This is a genomic window from Paracidovorax oryzae ATCC 19882, from assembly GCF_000687165.1.
GTDB classification, from domain to species: Bacteria; Pseudomonadota; Gammaproteobacteria; order Burkholderiales; family Burkholderiaceae_C; genus Paracidovorax; species Paracidovorax oryzae.
The window spans coordinates 186,818-208,801 of the sequence record NZ_JMKU01000007.1; the positions used below are offsets into that span (position 1 = coordinate 186,818).

General features: G+C 68.4%; 20 protein-coding genes, 2 tRNA genes and 1 pseudogene. 5 read left to right on the top strand and 18 right to left on the bottom strand.

Annotated elements, in window-relative coordinates:
* Positions 1–20: 20 nt before the first annotated feature.
* Genes T336_RS0107075 through T336_RS0107085 form a run of 3 tightly spaced genes read right to left on the bottom strand, consistent with a single transcriptional unit; the run spans position 21 to position 3,496 of the window.
* The gene (locus T336_RS0107075) at positions 21–815 is read right to left on the bottom strand and encodes an SDR family NAD(P)-dependent oxidoreductase (RefSeq protein WP_019700613.1); all 795 of its coding nucleotides are present in this window, start codon (positions 813–815) and stop codon (positions 21–23) included.
* A gap of 58 nt (positions 816–873) precedes the next feature.
* Entirely contained in the window at positions 874–2,457 is a 1,584-nt protein-coding gene (locus tag T336_RS0107080; RefSeq protein WP_026432008.1) for an acetolactate synthase large subunit, read from the bottom strand.
* Positions 2,458–2,500: 43 nt separating this feature from the next.
* Positions 2,501–3,496, bottom strand: coding sequence for a Bug family tripartite tricarboxylate transporter substrate binding protein (locus T336_RS0107085; protein WP_026432009.1), 996 nt, complete (start codon positions 3,494–3,496; stop codon positions 2,501–2,503).
* A gap of 262 nt (positions 3,497–3,758) precedes the next feature.
* On the opposite strand from T336_RS0107085, the gene T336_RS0107090 reads away from it, so the two are divergent.
* Entirely contained in the window at positions 3,759–4,016 is a 258-nt protein-coding gene (locus T336_RS0107090; protein WP_019700616.1) for a ParD-like family protein, read from the top strand.
* Positions 4,017–4,049: 33 nt separating this feature from the next.
* Positions 4,050–4,379 (top strand): annotated as a pseudogene (locus T336_RS24845) (M24 family metallopeptidase); the annotation flags it as partial.
* Between the two features lie 59 nt (positions 4,380–4,438).
* On the opposite strand, the gene T336_RS26535 reads toward T336_RS24845, so the two are convergent.
* Positions 4,439–4,729 (bottom strand): hypothetical protein, encoded by a 291-nt coding sequence (locus tag T336_RS26535; RefSeq protein ID WP_156957810.1) that lies wholly within the window; start codon positions 4,727–4,729, stop codon positions 4,439–4,441.
* Positions 4,730–4,861: 132 nt separating this feature from the next.
* On the opposite strand from T336_RS26535, the gene T336_RS0107100 reads away from it, so the two are divergent.
* Positions 4,862–5,326 (top strand): carboxymuconolactone decarboxylase family protein, encoded by a 465-nt coding sequence (locus T336_RS0107100; protein WP_026432010.1) that lies wholly within the window; start codon positions 4,862–4,864, stop codon positions 5,324–5,326.
* Between the two features lie 55 nt (positions 5,327–5,381).
* Here the strand turns inward: T336_RS0107100 and T336_RS0107105 are convergent, their stop codons facing one another.
* A complete protein-coding gene (locus T336_RS0107105) occupies positions 5,382–6,248 on the bottom strand; it encodes a LysR family transcriptional regulator (protein WP_026432011.1) in 867 nt (288 codons plus the stop codon).
* A gap of 140 nt (positions 6,249–6,388) precedes the next feature.
* Between T336_RS0107105 and argH the strand changes: the two genes are divergently transcribed.
* Both argH and T336_RS0107115 read left to right on the top strand, forming a co-directional pair.
* On the top strand, positions 6,389–7,891 hold the full coding sequence (gene argH / locus T336_RS0107110; RefSeq protein ID WP_026432012.1) for an argininosuccinate lyase: 1,503 nt from the start codon (positions 6,389–6,391) through the stop codon (positions 7,889–7,891).
* Between the two features lie 53 nt (positions 7,892–7,944).
* On the top strand, positions 7,945–8,913 hold the full coding sequence (locus T336_RS0107115) for a Bug family tripartite tricarboxylate transporter substrate binding protein (protein ID WP_026432013.1): 969 nt from the start codon (positions 7,945–7,947) through the stop codon (positions 8,911–8,913).
* Between the two features lie 22 nt (positions 8,914–8,935).
* On the opposite strand, the gene T336_RS0107120 is transcribed toward T336_RS0107115, so the two are convergent.
* The 13 genes from T336_RS0107120 to gsiB all read right to left on the bottom strand — a co-directional run bounded on the left by T336_RS0107120 (position 8,936) and on the right by gsiB (position 21,982).
* The gene (locus T336_RS0107120; protein WP_026432014.1) at positions 8,936–9,973 is read right to left on the bottom strand and encodes an acyltransferase family protein; all 1,038 of its coding nucleotides are present in this window, start codon (positions 9,971–9,973) and stop codon (positions 8,936–8,938) included.
* A 76-nt stretch (positions 9,974–10,049) separates the two neighbouring features.
* A tRNA-His gene (locus tag T336_RS0107125) sits at positions 10,050–10,125 on the bottom strand.
* Positions 10,126–10,177: 52 nt separating this feature from the next.
* A complete protein-coding gene (locus T336_RS0107130; RefSeq protein ID WP_026432015.1) occupies positions 10,178–12,106 on the bottom strand; it encodes a SurA N-terminal domain-containing protein in 1,929 nt (642 codons plus the stop codon).
* 60 nt (positions 12,107–12,166) lie between these two features.
* Positions 12,167–12,242, bottom strand: a tRNA-Val gene (locus T336_RS0107135).
* An 18-nt stretch (positions 12,243–12,260) separates the two neighbouring features.
* Complete coding sequence (locus T336_RS0107140; protein WP_011794801.1) at positions 12,261–12,533, bottom strand: HU family DNA-binding protein; 273 nt, start codon at positions 12,531–12,533, stop codon at positions 12,261–12,263.
* A gap of 308 nt (positions 12,534–12,841) precedes the next feature.
* Positions 12,842–13,408, bottom strand: a complete 567-nt coding sequence (gene pgsA, locus T336_RS0107145) for a CDP-diacylglycerol--glycerol-3-phosphate 3-phosphatidyltransferase (protein ID WP_013594133.1) — start codon at positions 13,406–13,408, stop codon at positions 12,842–12,844.
* 37 nt (positions 13,409–13,445) lie between these two features.
* Positions 13,446–15,458: an excinuclease ABC subunit UvrC gene (gene uvrC, locus T336_RS0107150; RefSeq protein WP_026432016.1), complete on the bottom strand. Its 2,013-nt coding sequence runs from the start codon at positions 15,456–15,458 to the stop codon at positions 13,446–13,448.
* Between the two features lie 74 nt (positions 15,459–15,532).
* Positions 15,533–16,255 (bottom strand): aspartate/glutamate racemase family protein, encoded by a 723-nt coding sequence (locus T336_RS0107155; protein ID WP_156957813.1) that lies wholly within the window; start codon positions 16,253–16,255, stop codon positions 15,533–15,535.
* Positions 16,256–16,498: 243 nt separating this feature from the next.
* Complete coding sequence (locus T336_RS0107160; RefSeq protein WP_026432018.1) at positions 16,499–17,317, bottom strand: M55 family metallopeptidase; 819 nt, start codon at positions 17,315–17,317, stop codon at positions 16,499–16,501.
* A gap of 59 nt (positions 17,318–17,376) precedes the next feature.
* Positions 17,377–18,444: a DmpA family aminopeptidase gene (locus T336_RS0107165; RefSeq protein ID WP_026432019.1), complete on the bottom strand. Its 1,068-nt coding sequence runs from the start codon at positions 18,442–18,444 to the stop codon at positions 17,377–17,379.
* Positions 18,441–19,376: a glutathione ABC transporter permease GsiD gene (gsiD, locus tag T336_RS0107170; RefSeq protein ID WP_013594128.1), complete on the bottom strand. Its 936-nt coding sequence runs from the start codon at positions 19,374–19,376 to the stop codon at positions 18,441–18,443. Before gsiD ends, T336_RS0107165 begins: the two co-directional genes overlap by 4 nt.
* 40 nt (positions 19,377–19,416) lie before the next feature.
* On the bottom strand, positions 19,417–20,337 hold the full coding sequence (gene gsiC / locus T336_RS0107175; RefSeq protein WP_026432020.1) for a glutathione ABC transporter permease GsiC: 921 nt from the start codon (positions 20,335–20,337) through the stop codon (positions 19,417–19,419).
* A 94-nt stretch (positions 20,338–20,431) separates the two neighbouring features.
* Complete coding sequence (gsiB, locus tag T336_RS0107180) at positions 20,432–21,982, bottom strand: glutathione ABC transporter substrate-binding protein GsiB (protein WP_020424768.1); 1,551 nt, start codon at positions 21,980–21,982, stop codon at positions 20,432–20,434.
* Positions 21,983–21,984 lie beyond the last annotated feature (2 nt).

The following is a 21,984-nucleotide window of genomic DNA, read 5'->3' on the forward strand; positions in this document are numbered from 1 at the left end:
CGGGTCCTTCCTGGATGCGTTCAGATGAAAATGCCGCGGGTGATGCCGCCATCCACCGCGATGGATTCGCCGGTGATCGCGCCGGCTCGCTCGGAGGCGAGGAACAGCACCGTGTCGGCGATCTCCTCGGGCTGCAGCACGCGGCGGATCGGCGTGGCCTTGGCGTAGTTCGCCTCGACCTGCTCAGGCGTCAGGCCCTGCAGGCGCGCCTCCTTCGCATAAAGCTCGTGGATGTGCGGCGTCTCCACCACCCCCGGATGGATCACGTTCACGGTGATGCCCGACGGGCCCAGCTGGTCGGACAGCGTCTTGGTGAGGTGGCAGATCGCCACATTGCGCATGCCCGACAGCTGCTTGCTGCCGCGGCCGGTGAGCCCGCCGATATTGATGATCCGGCCGAAGCCGCCCTGCTTCATGTGCGCCGCCGCGGCCTTGGCGCAGCGCATGTAGCCCACCACCTTGATGTTGATGTCCTCCAGCAGGCCTTCCGGATCGGCGTTCTCGATCTCGCTGCGCACCAGTCCGCCCGGGTGGGCCGCGCCGTTCACCAGGATGTCGATGCGCCCGAAGTGCGCCGCCACCTTTGCCATCATGGCCTCCACCTGCGCAGTGCTGCCCACGTCCGCAGGCGCGGCGAGGATCTCCACGCCCGTCTTCTCGCCGATCTCGCGCGCCGCCTGCTCCAGCGCGCCCTGGCTGCGCGCCACGATCGCCACGCGCACGCCCTCCGCAGCCAGCGCTTCGGTCACCGCCCGGCCGATGCCGAGGCTGCCTCCGGTCACCACCGCGACCTTGCCCTTCAGTTTCAGATCCATTGCACACTCCTTTGGATGGATGGAAGGCCGCGGTAAACGCCCCGGCCGATGAACCCCGTCACAGCGCCATCTCGATCAGCGCCGGCCCCTTGCGCCCGAACGCGCGGCGCAGCTCGCCGGCCAGCGCCTGGGCCGTGGACACGCGTGCCGCCGGCACGCCGTACGACTGCGCCAGCCCCACCCAGTCGATCCGGGGGTGGTCCAGCGCCGTGAGCGCCTCGGCGCGCGCGCCCAGCACGCCGCCGTCGCGGCGCAGTTCGTTGCGCAGGATCGCGTACTGGTGGTTGGCCGCGATCAGCACCACCACGTCCAGCTGCTCGTGCGCCAGCGACCACAGCGCCTGGACCGTGTATTGCGTGCTGCCGTCCGACAGCAGTCCCACCACCGGGCGGTCAGGACACGCGATGGCCGCGCCCAACGCCACCGGCAGGCCCTGCCCGATCGCGCCGCCGGTGTTGGTGAGCGTGGTATGCGGCCGCGCCGCCGCCGACGCGGCATAGAACGGATAGCCGCAGGTTCCGCCTTCCACCGACACGATGGCGCGCTCCGGCAGCTCGCGCGCCAGCACCGCCGCGATGCGCGCAGGCGTCAGCTCGCCCTCCGGCATCGCGGGCATCTCTGCCGCGGGAGCCTCGTAGGCCGGCGCTCCCACCGCATCCGCAAGCTGCTCCAGCCGCTCGGCCACGGCATGGCCCGGGGCTGCGAGCACCAGCAGCCGCTCCGGCGGCACCAGCGCGCTCGGATGGCCCGCATAGCCAAAGTACGTAATGGGCGGCAGTGCGCCGGCCAGCACCACGAGGTCCGCCGCATCCAGCACCGCGCGCGCCGGCTCGGGGAAATACGGCAGGCGGTCGAAGGCCGGCAGGCCCTGGCCGCGCTCCGACCGGGCGGGAAAAGTCTCGGCATAGGCCGAAGCGCCCAACTGCCCGCACAGCCGCGCCGCGGCGCGCTGGGCCCGCGCGCCCAGGCCGCTGTGCTCGCCGCCGCCGCCCAGCAGGAAGACCACCCGGCCCGCCGTGCGCAAACGCTCCAGGGCCAGCGCATGGTCGTAGCCATCCGGCGCGCCCTCTTCGGCGGGACGGCGCGGCGCGGGGGATGGCGTGGATGCCGGCACGTCCGCGACGGCGTCCGGCAGCGCCGCGGCCTGGAAGTCCGCCGGGAAGATCAGGGTGGCGCCCTGCCCGCCCTGCGCCAGGCTCTGGCGCACTGCCTCCGCGCCGGCCTGCGCGCATTCCTGCACGCCGCCGATGCGGCGCACCCAGCCCGACACCGGCCGCGCCAGCGATTCGATGTCCGAGGTCAGGGGCGCATCGTAGGGCAGGTGCCAGCTCGTGTGGTCGCCGATGACATTGACGATGGGCGTATGCGCGCGACGGGCGTTGTGCAGGTTGGCGATGCCATTGGCGAAGCCGGGCCCCAGGTGCAGCAGCGTCGCCGCAGGCCGGCCCTGCATGCGGCCGTAGCCGTCGGCAGCGCCGGTACATATGTTTTCCTGCAGGCCCACCACGCAGCGGATGCCGTCCAGGGGCTCCAGCGCGCGCACGAGGTCGAGTTCGGTGGTGCCGGGGTTGGCGAAACAGGTATCCACCCCCTCGGCGGCGAGCGCGGTCCATAGCGCGTGCGCGCCGGTCAGTCGGTTCATGGTCTTGGGTCCTTTGGAGAAAATCGGAAGGCGCGCGGCCTGGCTACTGCGCCTGGATGTGTCGCTCGCGCACCAGCCGCCCGACACGCTCCGCATCGGCCGCGATCCGGGCATCGAGTTCCTGCGGCGCCGATGCACCGGCCCGCAGCCCGCGGTCGGACGCCCAGGTCCGCAGCGCGGGGGCGGACAGCACCTTGTCCAGCGCCGCATGCATGCGCTCCAGCACCTGGGGCGGCGTGCCGGCACGGGCATGGAGCGAATACGAGGTGGACAGCAGCATGCCGGGGGCCCCTGCCTCGGCCATCGTGGGCACGTCGGGGGCCACCGGCGTGCGCGCGTCCGCCCCCACCGCGAGCAGCTTCAGCGTGCCCTTGCGCACATGCGGCAGCAGGGCCTCCACTCCGCCGGAAGTTGCATCCACCTGTCCGCCGAGCAGCGCCGGGATCACTTCGGCCAGTGCCTTGTAGGGCACATGCAGGAACTGCGCGCCCGTGCCGGCCTGCAGCAGTTCCATGTTGAGGTGCATCACGCTGCCCACGCCGCCGGTGCCGAAGGGAACCTGTCCCGGGCGTGCCTTCGCATAGTCGATGAACGACCGGAAATCGCCCGCCGGCACGCGCGCGCTCACCACCAGATAGAGGTCCACGTCGGCGATGTTGCTGACCGACACGAGGTCCTTCTTCGGATCGAACGGCAGCGGCTTGTAGAGCAGCGGGTTGACCGACAGCGTGAGCCGGTCCACCAGCAGGAAGGTGTGGCCGTCGGCCGGGGCCTTCGCCACCTCGCCGGTGCCGATGATGGCGTTGGCGCCCGGCTTGTTCTCCACGACGAAGGTCGCCTTCAGCTCCCGGGCCAGACCCTCGGAGACCAGCCGCGCCATCACGTCGGGGCCCGTGCCGGGGGGATAGGGCACCACGATGCGGATCGGCCGCGCGGGCCATTCGGCCCCGGGTTGCGCCTGCGCCAAGCCAGGCGCCAGGCACACGGCCAGCCAGGCCGCAGAGACCGCACAGGCCCGCTGCAAGAAATGCCTTCTCATCGCCCACCTCCACACCGAACGTTGACGCCAACGGCAAGAGGCTGCCGGGGGCCTGCATGAGAAACAGGCCATCCGGACCAGACTTTCACCACCGAATTTGACGCAAGTTTATCGTTTAGACAAAAACATGCAATATTTTTGACTCAGCACAATCCCTTGGAACGCGGAATTTCCGCAACCTGCGAGCGATGCTCAGGAGGGTTTGCACACACGAAAATACGAAACACGCACAATTCATATGCGTTTCATACAAGGGAAGACCATGGGCATCGTCAAGATCTCCGACCGGATGCACGAAAACCTGCGCGTCGCTGCGAACGCGCTCAGCCGCTCCATCAATGCCCAGGCGGAGCACTGGATGCGCATCGGCATGCTGAGCGAGCTGAACCCCGACCTGGACCACCGGCAGATCTGCCAGTGGCTGGTCCGCACCGAACTCGCGGGGGGACTGGACGTCGCCACCACCGTCGGTGCGGGCGCATCCCCGGCGCCCGTGTCCGTGGCGCAAAGCGCACGCTGATGGCGCGCACCATCTCGCTCAAATCAGCGCAGGATCGAAACGGTGGCCCGCCGGGAACGCTTCAGCGTCGTGCGGGAATACTGCGGCCACGGCATCGGCCGCACCTGCCACGAGGCACCGGACGTGCTGCACTACGGCAACCGCGGCGAGGGCCTGCGGCTGGAGCCCGGCATGGTCTTCACCATCGAACCCATGCTCAACGCCGGCCGCGCCGCGACCCGGCAGCTCGACGACGGCTGGACGGTCGTCACGCGGGACCGGTCGCTGTCCGCGCAGTGGGAACACATGGTGGCCGTGACGCACGATGGCTTCGAGGTGCTGACGCGCTGGCCCGGCGGGACGGGTGGACGTGCAGGGATCTGAGCTTCCGCCATGAATGGGCAAGCCCCTGGGCAGCCCCGTGCAAGGCCCAGGTCGGACCATCAGGCCCACCGCGTGGCCAGAATAGCAGCAGCGATGAGCAATGAGGACGCGAGGGCGATCCATGCGACGGCCGATTTGAACCCCTCCTTGTCAGCGCAAGGCCGGCAGTACAGGTAGGTCCCGCCCTTGCCATGGCTGACCGGGCGCAGTGTCCGGCTCTTGTTGCCGCAGGCATAGCACCGTTGCGACGCATTGCGGCGCCCTCCACGGAGGTCGCGCCACACGTGCCATGCAAGGACAATGGCGGGAAGGCTCAGCAGGGCGACGAGGGCGATCAGGGAAGAATGCACGGGTTGATTGTCGCGGGCATGGGCGCCGGCCGCCAGCACCGCACCACTCCATCTCCATCCGCCGGCCTCGCCCCAACCCGCTGTTCCGCGCCGCACAGGCCTCCACTGCTCCGCACGACCACCATGACGCAAATGCCTCTTCCTCCACAGGACTCCGCCGCCTCTTCCGCTTCCGCCACGCGTGGCGAGGATTTCGAGGCCGGCCTGCGCAACCGCCGCCGCATCCTGGGCGATGCCTGGGTGGACCGCTCCCTGGAGAACCGCACGCCGTTCAATGCCGAATTCCAGGAACTCATCACCCGCCACGCCTGGCAGGACATCTGGGGACGGCCGGCGCTGGGCGACCGCACGCGGCGCTTCATGGTGCTGTCGATGATGCTGGGCATCCATGCCTACGAGGAGTTCGCGCTGCACGTGCGCGCCGCGCTGGACGGCCCGCCAGAGTCGCGCCTCACGCCCGACGAAATCAAGGAGGTGATCCTCATGGCCGCCATCTACTGCGGCGTGCCGGTCGCCAACCATGCCTTCGGGATCGTGACCGGCATCCTGCGCGAGAAGGGGCTGCTGCCGCCACCGGGGCCGGTGCCGCAGGGCTGAGCGCCCCTTTTTTGCGCGCCTCAGGCCCCGCCGGCGCACCGGCCTCCCGCCCGGCTCACACCTCGGCCAGGCATTCCAGGAATGCCGCCATCAGGGCGGATTCCACGTGCTGCTGCGACAGCAGGATGTACCGCGGGAACGGCACCTGCGGCCGGAACGCAATCGCCTTGATGCCGGGGATGTTCAGATGCCGCACCACCAGCGGATTCACGACGCTGACGCCCAGTCCCATCGCGACCATGCGGCAGATGGTCGCGGCATACGGCGTGTCGAGCGTCAGCCTGCGCCGGTCGGGCTCGAATGCCCCGTCTATCGCCGCGCGCGTGCCATCGCCGGGGGACAGGGACACGAACGGCTCGTCGTCCAGGTCCCCGGCCACGATCCGGCGCTTGCGGGCGAGCCGGTGCCCGAGCGGAACGATGCACACGCCTTCATCCGTGGCCCAGTGCCGGGCCTGGACACCCGGCGTGTCCGCCAGGTAGGACGCCAGACCGATGTCGCAGTAACGGGTCGCCGTCCACTTTGCCACGGCCGGTGAATCGCTGGTCTGGATGGACACCGGCGCCTCCGGATAGCGCTGCCGGAAGGCCCTGACCACCTGGGGCATCACGCTCATGGCGATGGATGGCGACGCGGCCACGCGCAGGGTACCCGTGCCCAGCCGGCGGATCAGGCGCACCGACTCCTCCAGCGTATCCAGCCCGATGAACGACCGCTGCACCTCCTGGTAGAAGGCCTCGGCCTCCGGCGTGGGGCTCAGCCCCCCGGCCTTGCGTTCGAACAGCTTCATGCCCGTCTCGGCCTCGAGCTGGGTGATGAAGCGGCTGATGTTGGGCTGCGAGGTATGCAGTTCGCTGGCGGCCAGCGTCATGGAGCGGGTCAGCATCACCACGCGGAACGCCTCGATCTGCTTGAACTTCATGGGTAGATGGCTTTCGCGCTGGGTGGATGGTGCATAACAAAACCGTATGGATCTGGCAGAACCTCGTATTTGACCGCATGTTACGAGGTTTCGATACTGGCCCCATCGTCACAGCGCACGGATGCGCATCGAGAAGGCCCATGGAATCGAAAGTCAGCCGCCGCCTGCAGCAGGCCACCGCCCAGGAGGTTTGCGAGCACATCTACCTGCCACGCCTGGAACGCGAGTTCGCCAGCGGCTTCGCCTGCCTCTCCGACATCAACCAGGCACACCTGCTGATGCTCCACAAGGCGGGGCTGGTTCCCGGGGACACCGCCGCACGTCTGGCCGAAGCGCTGCTGCGGATGGAAGAGGAAGGCCCCGGCGCCGTGGCGCTCGACCCGCAGCGCGAGGATGCCTACTTCAATTACGAGGCCCACCTGATGGCACTGGCCGGCGCAGACACCGGCGGGCGGCTGCACGTGGCGCGCAGCCGCAACGACATCCTGGCGACCTCCGATCGGATGCGTGCGCGGGACGCCGGACTGCGGGTACTGGAAGGGCTGAATGCAGTCCGCGAGGTCGCTATTGCACGCGCCTCGGAGCATGCCGGCGTGGTCATGCCGGGCTACACCCACCTGCAGTCGGCGCAACCCATCACGTATGGCCACTACCTGGCCGCCCTGGCGGACGCGCTGGCCCGCGATGCCCGGCGCATCGAGGTCGCCATGGAAGGCTTCGACGCCTGCCCGCTGGGCGCCGGCGCCATCGCGGGCACGGCGTTCCCGATCCAGCGCCAGGAAACGGCCCGGCTGCTGGGCTTCTCGGGATGCGTCGGCAACTCCCTGGATGCAGTCGCGTCCCGCGATTTCGCCTGGGAACTGATGTCGTCGATGGCCATCGCCGCCGTGACATGGGGGCGCATCGCCCAGGATTTCTACGTGTGGGCCACGCCGGAATTCGGCCTGATCGAGTTCCCTGACAGCGTCGCAGGCACCTCCAGCATCATGCCGCAGAAGAAGAATCCGGTGGTGGTCGAATACCTCAAGGGCAAGACCGGCCATCTCATCGGCCTGCTCAATGCCGCGATGGCGACGGTCAAGGGCACGCACTTCACGCACAGCGGCGACGGTAACCGCGAAAGCATGCGCAGCCTCTGGGAAAGCGCGGAGGAATGCGCGCGCTGCCTCGCGCTGTTCAGGCTCGTGGTGGACTCCGCACGGCCCCTGCAGGAGGCAATGCTGCGCAAGGCCCGGGCCGATTTCTCCACTGCGACGGACCTCGCGGACGCACTGGTGCGCGAAGCAGGCCTGTCGTTCCGGCAGGCACACCACGTGGTCGGCGCGGTGGTGCGCGAGGCGCTCGATGCCGGACTTTCGGCCGACGCGATCACGGCGGACATGGTAAACGCCGCCGCTACCGCGCAGACCGGACGCACCATCGAGCTGGGCAGCGCAGCCGTGCAGCGGTGCCTGGACCCCGTGGCCAGCGTCACGGACCGATGCGTCGAAGGCGGCCCGGCGCCATCGCTGGTCCGGCAACGCGCCGCCGGGCAACTGCAGGCCCTCCGGCAATCCGCGGCACGGGCCGCTGACCGGCGGGACACCCTGGCCCGCGCCCGCGCGGCGCTCAAGGCCGAGATCGCCGCCCTCGCGGACCGTTGAGAGTCCGCCCCCTCTTCCCCTCCTGCCCTGCACCGCTTCCCAAGGACCACGCCATGAAGCCCCTGACAAAACTCGCTGCCCTGGCCGCCCTCGCGCTCGGCACTGCCGGCGCCTGCGCCGATACCTATCCCTCCAAGCCCATCCGCCTCGTTGTGCCCTTCGCTGCCGGAGGCACCACGGACAACCTCGGCCGCCTGCTGGCCGCGCGACTGTCCGGAAAGCTGGGGCAGCAGGTCGTCGTCGACAACCGCGGCGGAGCCGGCGGCAACATCGGGGCGGATCTGGTCGCCAAATCACCCGCGGACGGCTACACCCTGCTGTTCGCCACGGTCGGCACCCAATCTATCAACGGATCGCTCTACAGGAAGCTGCCCTTCGACCCCGCGAAGGACTTCACGCCCGTCGCACCATTCGCCAGCGTGCCGAACATCCTGGTGGTCAATCCGCAGTTGCCGGTCCGGTCCGTCGCGGAACTGGTCGCCTACACCAGGTCCCGGCCGGACTCCATCAACATGGGCTCCGCCGGCAACGCATCCACCAACCACCTTTCCGGCGAACTGTTCAAGTCGATGACCGGCGCATCCTTCCTGCACGTGCCGTACAAAGGCAGCGGCCCCGCGATGGCGGACCTGCTGGCCAATCAGATCCAGCTCATGTTCGACAACCTGCCGGGCTCGCTGCCCCAGGTGAAGGCCGGCGGCCTGCGCGCCCTGGCCGTGAGCAGCCCGGCACGCTCCCCGGTGCTGCCCGACGTACCCACCATGGCCGAAGCAGGCGTGCCGGGCTATGCAGTGGAGGTGTGGTTCGGCGTCGTGGGCCCGAAGAGCCTGCCCCGGGACATCGTGGAGCGCCTGTCGAAGGACATCACCGCCATCGCGCAGGAGAAGGCCACCACGGACAAGCTGCTGGCGCAGGGCGCGACGCCGATGACCTCGACCCCGGAGGAATTCGCGGGCCGCATCCAGGCCGACACGGAGAAATGGGCCAGGCTCGTGCGGTCGTCCGGGGCGAGCGTGGATTGAGGGCGGCACCGGAGGCACGCTCCTAGGTTGGTGTAACCGGAATGCCCGCCTGCCTTCGCACTGCTGCCCGCCGCGTCCTCCAGGCCATCAACGGGCGCTCCACGGCGCGGTGCACCGCATAGCCGGCAACGCAATTGGCCAAGAAGAATACCGATGCCATGCCCAGCCACGACGTCAGTCCGGACACCTCTACAGCAGAGACGGAAAAGGGTTGCACCAGGTAGAAGGAATAGGACCAGCCGCCGAACCACGACAGCACGCGCGGGACCATGGCCCCGCACCTTTCCAGGCTCACGCAGCCGAAGAGCAGGATGGCGCACGGCACGCCCCATGTCAGAGCCCTCAGCATGCCGATACCGAAAATCGATAACGGTCCCGCATGGGCAGCGATATAAGGCCGTTCCTGCATGTTCGTCAGCACGAAGCAGGCCCCCAGCACCGCAGCGGCCAGCGCGAACGGCCATTTCAGTGGCAGCCGGCTCTTGCAGAGCCACACACCCATGAGGAACTCCAGCATCAACGGCGTGCCGATGAAATGCAGCGCCATCATCCGGTCAGGAGCGAAGTAGCCTTGCACCAGCAGCGCCAGGACCAGTCCCGTGAAGAGCAGGTGCCACCGGCCCCTGGAAAGTGACATGGACAGAGCGACGAGCATGTACAGCCAGATCTCGACGCCAACGGACCATCCGAGATAGAGGGCCGGATTGGTATAAGCCGTCCTGTCGAAGACAGGCACCAGCATGAAGGTGTTCCACAACACGTTGAGCGCGGGACCCCAGACCCCGAGCACCCACAGCGCGACGAGCGACACCAGGTAGTAGAGCGGCAGCACGCGCAACAGCCGGTCCTCGACGAACTGGCGGACCGGTACGGGCTTTTCAGCGGCGAGGGCAACCACGAAACCCGAGATCACGAAAAACAGGTCCACCCCGATTTCGAAACCGAACACGGGTGGCGCAGGAGCCTGCGGAGTCCGAGGTACGTGTGCGAGCAACACCATCACGGCAGCGATGCCGCGCAAGGCCTGGATGGAGAAAAGCGTCGCGCGCGCCTCGTGCATGGAGCAGATATTCCCGCCATGGGAACCAAAGACAAAAGCCGCTACAGCTTTCAGAGCTGTAGCGGCTTTGTTGATCTGGGGTGGCTGATGGGACTCGAACCCACGACGACAGGAATCACAATCCTGGACTCTACCAACTGAGCTACAGCCACCGTAGCCTCGAATTATAGCCGGATAAAAACCTATCCGCCTATATTCCTGGCATCAATTTTCCGCGGCGGGGGTGCCGTCGCCCGTCGGGCGGGCCACCTTGAACTGGACCTTGAAGCGGTCCTTGAGCAGTTCGTAGTAGGCCATGGCTTCGGCCTGGGCCTCGGCTTCGGCGTACTGCTGTTGCTGCTGGCGCGCCACGGCCGGGTCCGCGGGGTCGCGCGGCACGATGCGGTCCACCTTGATGACGGCGTAGCCCTGGGCGCCCAGGGGGGTGCCGGCGAAGGCGGGCAGCGTGTCGGCATTCACCTGCAGCGCGGCATCCACCACGGGGCGGGGCTGGCCTTCGGGCTTGTCGCGCGAGACGGTCACGGGCGCGCCCAGGCCGGTGGCGCTGGCCGGAGCGGCCTTCCAGGCGGCCACCTTGGCCTCGCCTTCCTTGCGCGCCAGTTCGGCGGAGCGCTCGGCCACGAAGAGTTCGCGCACGCGGGTCTTCACTTGGTCGAAGGACGGGGTGGACGCCGGCGTGTAGGCAGCGATGCGGCCGGCCACCAGGGTGCTGGGCGCCGTCTCGATGGCCTCGGTGTTGCGCTTGTTCTGCACGGAGTCGGACGAGAACAGGGCCTCCAGGAAGCGGCCGTTGGCCAGCGGGCCCTGGGCGCCGGGGCGCGGGGTGCGCGTCACGTCGCTGGCGGTCTGCACCTTCAGCTTGAGCTTGTCGGCCACGGGCTGCAGGCTGTCGGCCTGCTCGTACACGGTGTTGGAGAACACCTCGGCCAGTTCGGCGAACTTGCGCTGCGCCTGCTGCTGCTTGGCTTCCGTCTCCAGCTTGGCGCGCACTTCCTCGAAGGTCGGCTGCTTCGGCGTCTTGACGTCGTTGAGCTGGATGATGTGGTAGCCGTACTCGCTCTCCACCAAGTCGCTGATGTCGCCCTTCTTCATCGAGAAGGCGGCGTCCTCGAACGGCTTGACCATGTCGCCGCGCTTGAAGAAGCCCAGGTCGCCGCCGGAAGGCGCGGAGCCGCTGTCCTGCGAGTTCTTGCGGGCCACCTCGGCAAAGGTGTTGGGCGCCTTGCGCACCTGCTCCAGCAGCGCCTGCGCGCGGGCCTTGGCCTTCTCGCGGTCGGCGGCGGGAGCATCCTTGGGCGCGTTGATCAGGATGTGGCTGGCACGGCGCTCTTCCTTGCCGGCGAGGCGCTCGAGGTTTTCCTTGTAGTAGGTGCGCAGGTCGTCCTCGCTCAGCGTGATGCTGGCGCGCACGGCGTCCAGGTCGAGCACCACGTACTGCACGTCGGCGTGCTCGGGCTGGCGGAACTGCGCCTCGTGGGCCTTGTAGTAGGCCTGGAGCTCGTCGTCGGTGGGCGTGACCTTGGCGGCGAAATCCTTGGCGTCGAAGCGGGCGACGCGGATCTCGCGGCGCTGGTAGAGCGAATCCAGCGCGAGGCGTGCCGGCTCCTGGGCCGCGAAGGCGGAGCCCATCACGCCGCCCATCACCTGGCTGAGGGAGAGCTCGCGGCGCACGTTGTTTTCGAAGCCCTCGGGCGTGAGGCCCTGGGAACCCACGAGCGCGCGGTAGGCCTCTGCATCCAGCGAGCCATCGGGGCGCTTGAGCGCGGCGATGGCGGGAATGCCCTGCAGCGTGCGGGCCAGCTGGGCGTCGCTCGTGACCAAGTGCATCTTGACGGCGGCGGCCTGCATCACGCGGTCGCGCACCAGGCGCTCCAGCGTGGCGTAGCGCGCGCGGGGCGAATCGAGCAGCTTGGCATCCACCGAGGGCGACTGCGCGCGGATGCGGTCCGTTTCCATACGATGCGCGTTGTCCCAGTCGTCCTGGGTGATGTCATGGCCATCCACGCGCGCCACCACGGCGCTCTTGCTGGTGAAGTAGTTCCGGTCGATGCCCACGAGCACAAACGACGGAATGATCAGCAAGAACAGCACGATCATGACGACCTTGGAGTGCTTGCGGATGGATTCGAACATGGTTTCGATCTTTCAATGGCGACAAAAGAAAAGGCGAACTCTCGTTCGCCTTTTGATCGGTGGTGGGTGCTGACGGGGTCGAACCGCCGACCTACGCCTTGTAAGGGCGCCGCTCTACCAACTGAGCTAAGCACCCCACCTTGAACCTTGAGCCTCAGTTGAGGGCATCCTTCAATGCCTTGCCGGGGCGGAACTTCGGAACTTTAGCAGCCTTGATCTTAATCGTATCGCCCGTACGGGGATTGCGGCCCGTGCGCGCAGCGCGCTTGCCCACCGCGAAGGTGCCGAAACCGACCAGAGACACCGTGCCGCCCTTCTTCAGGGTCTTCTTGACCGACTCGATCATGGATTCCAGGGCGCGCGCAGCGGCTGCCTTGGAGATGTCGGCGTTGGTCGCAATTTGCTCAATCAGTTCGGACTTGTTCACAAGAAGCCTCTCGGGAAAGGATGTGGAGGAAATGTCTGGCGCGTATCTGGCCTTCACACGCGCCGGAACAGCCGCTGCTGCGCGGGGTTCGTACGGGGCGTGAGAGGGGCTGGCATGGGGCAGATGCCGCTGTGCCAGATTAAAGCCATCGACTTTCCGGGTGTCAATACAACGGGCCGTTTTGCGACGGCGGAAGATGTGGATTTTAGCGGCAATTCCGGAGGTGCCAGGCGATGCGCGGGGTTTGCGCAACGGGCGCCGCGCGTTCTATCGCAAGCCCCCATTGACATGCGGCAGGGGCTGCCCGGTCAGCGCTTGACGCGTGCGCGGATCTCCGGCAAAGCCTTCTGCAGGTAATAGACCATCGACCACACGGTGAGCACCGCGGCCAGCCAGATCAGCCACGTGCCCCACACGCCCGTGTCGATGGCGCCGGCACGCCCGTCGTAGAGCAGGAACGGAATGGCGACCATCTGCACCGTGGTCTTCACCTTGCCCAGCATGTGCACCGCCACGCTGCGGGAGGCGCCGATCTGCGCCATCCATTCGCGCAGGGCGGAGATCGCGATCTCCCGGCCGATGATGATGAGCGCCACGAACACGTCGGCACGCTGCAGGTGCACCAGCACGAGCAGCGATGCGCAGACGAGGAATTTGTCGGCGACGGGATCGAGGAAGGCGCCGAAGGAGGAGGTCTGGTTCAGCTTGCGCGCCAGGTAGCCGTCGAGCCAGTCGGTGGCGGCGAAGACCACGAACATCACCGTGGCGATGAGGTTGCGCGTGGCCGGCTCCAGCGGCGCGTAGAACACGCCCACGATCAAGGGTATCGCGACGATGCGCGTCCAGGTCATGATGGTGGGGATGGTCAGGAACATGGGCCGATTGTGTCATGCCACCATGGCCGCCGCCCGCTCAGCGCAGCGCCCGGTAGATCTCCTGCGCGAGCTCCAGCGAGATGCCGTCCACCGTGGCCAGGTCCTCCACGCTGGCGGCCGCCACGCCCCGCACTCCGCCGAAGCGCTGCAGCAGGCGCGCGCGCTTCTTGGGCCCCACGCCGGGGATCTCCTCCAGCTGCCCGCCGCCCACGCGCACCTTGGCGCGCGCGGCGCGCATGCCGGTGATGGCGAAGCGGTGGGCCTCGTCGCGGATCTGGGCCACGAGCATGAGCGCGGCGGAGTCGCGCCCGAGGTAGATCTTCTCGCGGCCATCGGCGAAGACGAGTTCCTCCAGCCCGACCTTGCGGCCCTCGCCTTTCTCCACGCCGACGATGCGGGTGAGGTCCAGGCCCAGTTCGGTGAACACCTCGCGCGCCATGCTGACCTGCCCCTTGCCGCCGTCGATCAGGACCAGGTCCGGCAGGCGCGCCTGTCCGGGTGCCGGCTCGGCGCCGCCGGCCTCGCGCTGCGCTTCCACGACCTTGCTGTAGCGCCGTGTGAGCACCTGCCGCATGGCGGCGTAATCGTCACCGCCGGTGATGCCTTCGATCTTGTAGCGGCGGTATTCGCTGCTCTGCATGCGGTGGTGGTGGAAGACCACGCACGATGCCTGCGTGGCCTCGCCCGCCGTGTGGGAGATGTCGAAGCACTCGATGGTGAGCGATTCCAGGTCGTCCATGGGCAGGTCCAGCGCCTCGGCCAGTGCGCGCGTGCGGGCCTGCTGGGAGCCCTCTTCGGAAAGCAGCCGCGCGAGCTGGATGTCGGCGTTCTTCTGCGCCATGTCCAGCCAGGCGCGGCGCTGCTCGCGCGGCTGGTGCACCGCGCCCACGCGGATGCCTGCCTGCAGCGAGAGCGCCTCCAGCAGCGCGCGATCCACCGGCTCGCTGGTGACGAGCACGGGCGGCACGGGCACGCCGATGTAGTGCTGGGCGATGAAGGCCTCCAGCACCTGCACCTCCAGCGAGCGCTGCGGGGCTCGGGGTGCGGAGGGGGAGGCCTGCGCCGAGCCTGCCGTTTCGGCAGCGCCATCGGGGCCGTCGCTCCCGTCGCCCCCCTCCTCCAGCTGGTACACCGCGGCGGCGTCTTCCACGTGGACGGGGAAGTACGGCCGGTCGCCCAGGTGGCGGCCGCCGCGCACCATGGCGAGGTTGACGCAGGCGCGGCCGCCCAGCACCTTCACGGCCAGGATGTCCACGTCCTTGTCGGAGACCGTCTCGATGGCCTGCTGGTGCAGCACGCGCGACAGCGCCGTGATCTGGTTGCGGATGTCCGCCGCCTGCTCGAACTCCAGCCGTTCGGAGTGCGCCATCATGCGCGCCTCCAGGGCCTCCAGCAGTTCCCTGGTCTCGCCACGCAGCATGGCGTCGGCGTTGCGCACGTCCAGCGCATAGGCCTCGGGAGAGATCAGGTCCACGCAAGGGCCCGAGCAGCGCTTGATCTGGTAGAGCAGGCAGGGGCGCGTGCGGTTGGCGAAGACGGTGTCCTCGCAGGTGCGCAGCCGGAACACCTTCTGCAGCAGCAGGATGGTTTCCTTCACCGCCCAGGCACCGGGATAGGGCCCGAAATAGCGATGCCGCTTGTCCATCGAGCCGCGGTAATACGCGACGCGCGGGAAGCGCTGGCCGGGCTGCTCGCCGGTGCCGTCGCGCGCTGCCACGCCGGTGATCTTCAGGTAGGGATAGCTCTTGTCGTCGCGGAACAGGATGTTGTAGCGCGGGTTGAGCGTCTTGATGAGGTTGTTTTCCAGCAGCAGCGCCTCGGCCTCGGAGCGCACCACGGTGGTCTCCAGCCGCGCGATCTTGCCGACCATGTGGCCGATGCGCGTGCCCCCATGGGTCTTGGTGAAATAGCTGGAAACGCGCTTTTTCAGGTTGCGGGCCTTGCCCACGTAGAGCAGCCCGCCCTGGGCGTCGAAATAGCGGTACACGCCCGGCAGGGGCGGCAGCGAGGCCACCTGCGCGAGCAGTTCATCGGAGTGCACGTCGGACATGGTGCGTATTGTGGCCGGCACGCACGGCCGCGCCGGGCGGGGCCGTGCGATGGCCCGTGCCCGGCCGGGCTTTGTCAGTGGTCGCCGTAGGCGCGGCGCACCAGGGCGGCCGCGAGGATCCCGGACGGATCCACCAGCGACCAGCCGGCGGCATCCGGCGCATCGGGCAGCGCCAGGGGAATCTCCGTGCAGGCCATGACGAGCGGAACGTCGCCATGCTGCGCGCGCACCGCCCGCCCCACATCGGCGAACCGCCGGCGGGCCAGGGCCATGTCGCCGGCCTTCACGCCGTCGTAGATGCCTTCCATGAGCCATTCCTTCGCCTCGGCGGAGGGCAGCACGCATTCCACGCCATGGGTGGCGAAGGCCTCGTCGTACAGCCCCATGCCGTAGGTGCCCTGCGTGGCCAGCAGCGCCGCACGGCGGATGCCGCGGCGCTGCAGCTCGGCGGCGGTCTCCCGCGCGATGTGCAGCAATTCCACGCCCGGCACGCGCTCCTGCAGCGCCGCATGCCAGGCATGCGCCGTATTGCACGACATGGCCGCAGCGCGGGCCCCCACCACGGCCAGGCGCTCCAGCGCCGACACCAGCCCCTCGAGCGGCTGGGGCGCCGCGGGGTCGCGCAGGGCCTGCGTGCGGTCCACCACCGGCACCTGGGCGATCCAGTGCTCGGGAAACGCCTGGTCGCGCACCGGCTGGCCGTGCTCGCGCAGCCACTGCTCCGACGCGTGCACGAACAGGCGCGCGAAATCCACGCCCGCGGCGGGGCCCATGCCGGCCACGATGCCGACGGTCATCACTCGCATGGCGCCAGTGGACGGATTTGCAGTTTCAGTCATCTCGTTATCCCAACAATCACTCGCATAGTGCGCAATCCATGCAACAGGCACAGCGTCACCCATCAGAAGGCCGCGGAGCAGGCCACGCCAGCAGGCGCCGTGGAACTGGCTTCGCCAGGCCACCGGCGTCGTCCCCCTGCCCGCCGTGCGCAGCACGGCGAGAGCGGGGGGAAGGCGCATAGCGCCTCAGGGGGGTGTTCCCTATCTCAGCATGCTGGACATAGCGGAGAGGCCATTGATCATCCGCACCGCCGATTCGGTATCGGGTGCAGTGAACCGCAGCGCGCCGGCCTCCGTGCGCTCCAGCGTGGGCCACTGGCAGAACAGGTCGGCCAGCGCCACCGACTGCGCCTCCAGGTCCACCGTGACGGGGCCGTCGATGCGGAACGGCCGGGCCTGGCCGGCCCGGGCCGTGGCCTGGGCCACGCCTTCGCGGATCGCGGCGCAGGCGCGTTCGGGCGACAGGCTGATGCCGCTGTTGGCGCCCGTGGCGCGCTTGGTCTGCACGAACTGCGCGTGCGGGAACAGGTCCCGCGTCTCCGCGATGAAGGCATCGTCGCCGGACGCGGCGATGACCGGCGCGCCATAGGCCCCCGCGAGGGCGCCGTAGATGCCGGCTTCGCCCAGTTCGCGCCCGTTGAGCGAGATGCGGGCGAACGCGAAGCTGTTGATGGTATGGGCCAGGATGCCGTGGGCCCGCGATTTCGCGTGGTAGCCGATGAAGCAGACGCCGTCCACGCCCAGTTCCACGCCGGCCACCATGCTCAGGTAGCGCGGCTTGCCCTGGATGGCCTGGGCGCGCGGATCGAGCAGGTCCGGCGGCATGTTGCGAAAGCCCCCGTGCGAATCGTTGACGAACACCTCGGCGGCGCCGCCATCGAAAGCCCCGGCGATGGCGGCATTCGCCTCCGCGGCCATGAGGCGCCGCGCGCGCTCGTATTCCGGGTTGCCGGCGCGCACCTGCTCGGGGTGATAGACGCCGGCCACGCCTTCGATATCGACGGAGATGAGGATTTTCATGGAACGCTGCACTGGGCAGAAAAAGAAGGGGTGGGCGTGGGAGGCTGCGGGCGGCCCGTTCAGTCGATCCCGGAAAGCAGGTCGCGCAGCGCGCGGCGGCGGTGCCCATCCCTGCCGGTGACGGTTTCCGCATGCCAGAGCGCATGGACGATGGCCTGCTCCACGCTGTCGGCCGCGGCCTGGAACAGGCCGTCGAGCAGGCCTTCGTGCACCATCGCCACGGCCGGCATGGGCTCCTGCGCCAGGTGCGGCAGGGTGTAGGCGGTCGAGAACGCCAGGGCGATGTCGCCGCTGCCGTGGCCATAGACCGAGCCGGTGCGCGCCAGGCCGGCGGCGGCCCGCCAGGCCAGGCGGCGCAGCTGGCGCGCGTCCAGTGGCGCGTCGGTGGCGAGCACCATGATGATGGAGCCCTTCTCCGCGGCGCGGGCGGCGGCCTGCTCCTCGGCATGGAGCGCGCAGGCCAGGGCTGCACCGATGGGCGCGCCGCCCCAGACCAGGTTCGGCAGCAGGCCGTAGTTGGCCAGCACCAGCGCGCCCACGGTGCTGGTTCCGCGGCCGTGCAAGGGCACGCGGCGCGATGCGGTGCCGACGCCGCCCTTGCACTGGAAGCTGGACATGCCCCGCCCCGCGCCGACCGCACCCTGGGCCACCTGCACGCCCGCGCCATCGCAGGCCGCGCGGTAGTGGCTCTCGCCCACGGCCATGCGCTGGATGTCGTTCAGGTAGCCGTCGTTGCACTCCAGCACCAGCGGATTGACGGTGGGCAGGGCGCGCCCGGTCTCGGGGTTGGCGCGCACGCAGTCGCGGATCTGCGCCTGCGCCAGCGCGCCGACGGAGAAGGTATTGGTGAGCGCGACCGGCGTCTCGAGCTGGCCCAGCTCTTCCAGCTGCACCAGGCCCGTGCTCTTGCCGAAACCGTTGATGACCGCGGCGCCGGCCGGCACCTTGTGGCGGTACGGATCCTCCGCGTGGGCATGGATCACCGTCACGCCGGTCTGCACCGGGCCGTCGTCCAGCGTGGCGTGGCCGACGGTGACACCGGCCACGTCCGTGATCGCGTCCCGGGGGCCGGCATCCAGCAGGCCGATGCGCGGCGGCGCCATGGCGGCGGGGTCGCGCACGCTCATGTCTGCCGGTCGATCTTGGGGTCCAGCGCGTCGCGCAGGCCGTCGCCCAGCAGGTTGAAGGCCAGCACCGTGAGGAAAATGGCGAGGCTCGGGAACAGCGCGACGTGCGGCGCGTTCACCATGTCGGCGCGTGCCTCGTTGAGCATGGCGCCCCACTCCGGCGTCGGCGGCTGCGCGCCCATGCCGAGGAACGACAGGCTGGCGGCCGTGATGATCGAGGTGCCCACGCGCATGGTGAAGTACACGACGATGGAGGAGATGGTGCCGGGCAGGATGTGCCGCACGATGATGGTCCAGTCCGATGCGCCGATGCTGCGTGCGGATTCGATGTAGGTCATCTGCTTGAGCACCAGCGTGTTGCCGCGCACCAGCCGCGCGAAGGCCGGCACGCTGAACACCGCCACGGCCACCACCACGTTGGTCATGCTGCTGCCCAGGATGGCCACCACGCCCAGCGCCAGCAGGATGCCGGGGAAGGCGAACAGCACGTCGGAGATGCGCATCACGATACGGTCCCACCAGCCTTCGTAGTAGCCGGCGAGCAGGCCCAGCGTGGTGCCGATCAGGCAGCCGATCGCCACCGAGAGGAAGCCCGCGGCCAGCGAGATGCGCGCGCCCATCAGGATGCGGCTGAAGATGTCGCGGCCCAGCGGATCGACGCCGAACCAGTGCATGGCCGACGGGCCGTCGTTGATCCGGTCGTAGTCGAAGAAGTTCTCGGCATCGAACGGCACGATGGCCGGGGCCAGCACGGCCACGGCGACGAGCAGCACGACGAACACCAGCGCGGCCACCGCGACGTGCTGCTTCTTGAACTTGCGCCAGAACTCGCGCCAGGGCGTGCGCACCGTGGAGGCGCCGGCGGCGGGGGCCACCGAGGCTGCCGCAAGCTGGGCGGCGTCGGGCGGCGTGGGAATGGAGGGCGTGGTCATACCGAGTCTTCGTCCGTGGGAGGGGTCCGGTCCGTGCGCTTCACTTGTAGCGGATGGTCGGGTTGATGAAGCCGTAGAGCATGTCCACCACCAGGTTGATGAGGATGAACTCCAGCGAGAAAAGCAGCACCAGCGTCTGGATGACGGGGTAGTCGCGCATGGTCACGGCGTCCACCAGCAGGCGGCCGAGACCGGGCCAGTTGAAGACGGCTTCCACCACGATCGATCCGCCCAGCAGGAAGCCGAACTGCAGGCCCATCATGGTGACGACCGGGATGAGCGCGTTGCGCAGGCAGTGCTTGAGCACCACGGTGCGCTCGTTGAGGCCCTTGGCGCGCGCGGTGCGCACGAAGTCCTCCTGCACCACCTCGACGAAGGAGGCGCGCGTGAAGCGGGCCATCACGGCGGCCACCGCGGCGCCCAGCGTGATGGAGGGCAGGATGTAGTGCTTCCAGCTGTCGGCGCCCACGGTGGGCAGCCAGCCGAGCTCCACCGAGAACACCTGCATCAGCGTCATGCCGAGCGCGAAGGCGGGAAAGGAAATGCCGGACACCGCGAGCGTCATGCCCAGCCGGTCGGGCCAGCGGTTGCGATAGACGGCCGACAGGATGCCGATGCCCATGCCCAGCACCACCGACCAGGCCATGGCGGCCAGGGTGAGCAGCAGCGTAGGCATGAAGCGCTCGCCGATCTCGGCGGCCACGGGGCGGCGGGTGCGGATGGACGTGCCGAAATCTCCCTGCACCATGCGCGAGAAGAAGTGCACGAACTGCTCGGGCAGGGGCTTGTCCAGGCCCAGCTCCTGGCGAACGACCTGCACGGTGGCTTCGTCGGCGTCGGCGCCCGCAGCCAGGCGCGCGGGGTCGCCGGGCAGCATGTGGACGAACAGGAACACCAGTACCGCCACGATCAGCAGCGTGGGAAGCAGCCCCAGCAGTCGTTTGAGGAAATAGTTCAGCATGATGCGGCGCTGCGGTGCGCAGCGAGGGGAAAACGGGAGCGGAACGAAAACGGGAAAAGGACCCCCGCGGCGTGCGGGGGCCGGACACCGGGGCTTACTTCAGCGAGATCTCGTCGCTGTTGATGTTGCCGTCGGGCATCACGTACACGCCGGAGAGGCGCTTGGAATGGGCGTAGAGCACTTCCTCCGTGACCAGCGGGATGCGCGGCAGGTCCTTGGCGATCTGCTCCTGCGCGGTCTTGTAGAGCGCGGCGCGCTCGCCGCCGTCGGTGGTCAGCAGTGCCTTGGCGATGGAATCATCCACCACCGGGTTGCTGTAGAAGGCGTAGTTGGCGAGTTTCGGCGCCCACGATTCAGTCGAGAACAGCGGGCGCAGCGCCCAGTCGGCTTCGCCAGTGGAGGACGACCAGCCGATGTAATACAGCCGCGCCTTGGCGGTCTTGGGATCGGGCCAGGCATCGACCAGTTCCGCACGCTTGCCGGGCTCCAGCGCCTCCACCGACACCTTGATGCCCACCTGCTGCAGCTGCTGCTGCAGGAACTGGATCACCTTCTGGCTGGTGGTGTTGTTATAGCCGCTCCACAGCGTGGTCTCGAAGCCGTTGGGGAAGCCTGCTTCCTTCAGCAGCTCCCTGGCCTTGGCCACGTTGTAGGGAATCGGCTGCATCTTCACGGCGTATTCCACGCCCTGGGGCACGAAGCCCTGGGCCGGGAAGGCGTAGCCGTTGAAGGCCACCTTGGCCAGCGCTTCCTTGTTGATCGCGTAGCCGATGGCCTCGCGCACCTTCAGGTTGTCGAAGGGCTTCTGCAGCATGTTGAACGTCAGGAAGCGCTGGATGATGGACGGTGCGGTCACCACTTCCACCTTGTCGCTCTTCTTGAGCGTGGCGATCTGCTCATAGGGCAGCGTGAAGGCGAAATCGGCCTCGCCCGTCTGCAGCATGGCGGCGCGGGTGTTGTTCTCGGTCACCGGCTTCCAGGTCACCTGATCGACCTTGGGGTAGCCCTTCTTCCAGTAGTTGGCGAACTTCTTGCCCACGATGGCTTCGGTCTGCTTCCACTCGACGAATTCGAACGGGCCCGTGCCCACGGGGTGGAAGGCGATGTCCTTGCTGCCCCACTTGGCGAGCGCGGCGGGCGAGATCATCGCGGCCGAGGCGTGCGCCAGGGCATTGATGAAGGGGCCGAAGGCTTCCTTCAGCGTGATGCGCAGGGTCTGCGGATTCACGGCCTCCACCTTGGCCACGCGGTTGAACTGGTTGGCGCGCAGCAGGCGATTGGCCGGATCCATCACGCGGTCCAGGTTGGCCTTGGCCGCGGCGGCATTGAAGTCGGTGCCGTCGTGGAACTTCACGCCCGAACGCAGCTTGAAGGTGTACACCAGGCCGTCCTTGGAGACGTCGTAGCTCTCGGCCAGGACGTTCTTGACCTTCATGTCCTTGTCGAAGCCGAACAGGCCTTCGTAGAAGGTCTTGGTGACGGCCGTGGTGATCGTCGTGTTGGTGTTGTACGGGTCCAGCGTCTCGGGCTGCTGGTAGATGGCCAGCACGGCATTGCCGGCGGCCAGTGCCGAACCGGTGGCGGACAGCGCGGCCAGTGCCAGCAGGCTGGCGGCGACGCGGCGGAAAGCGGGGGTCTTCTTCATGG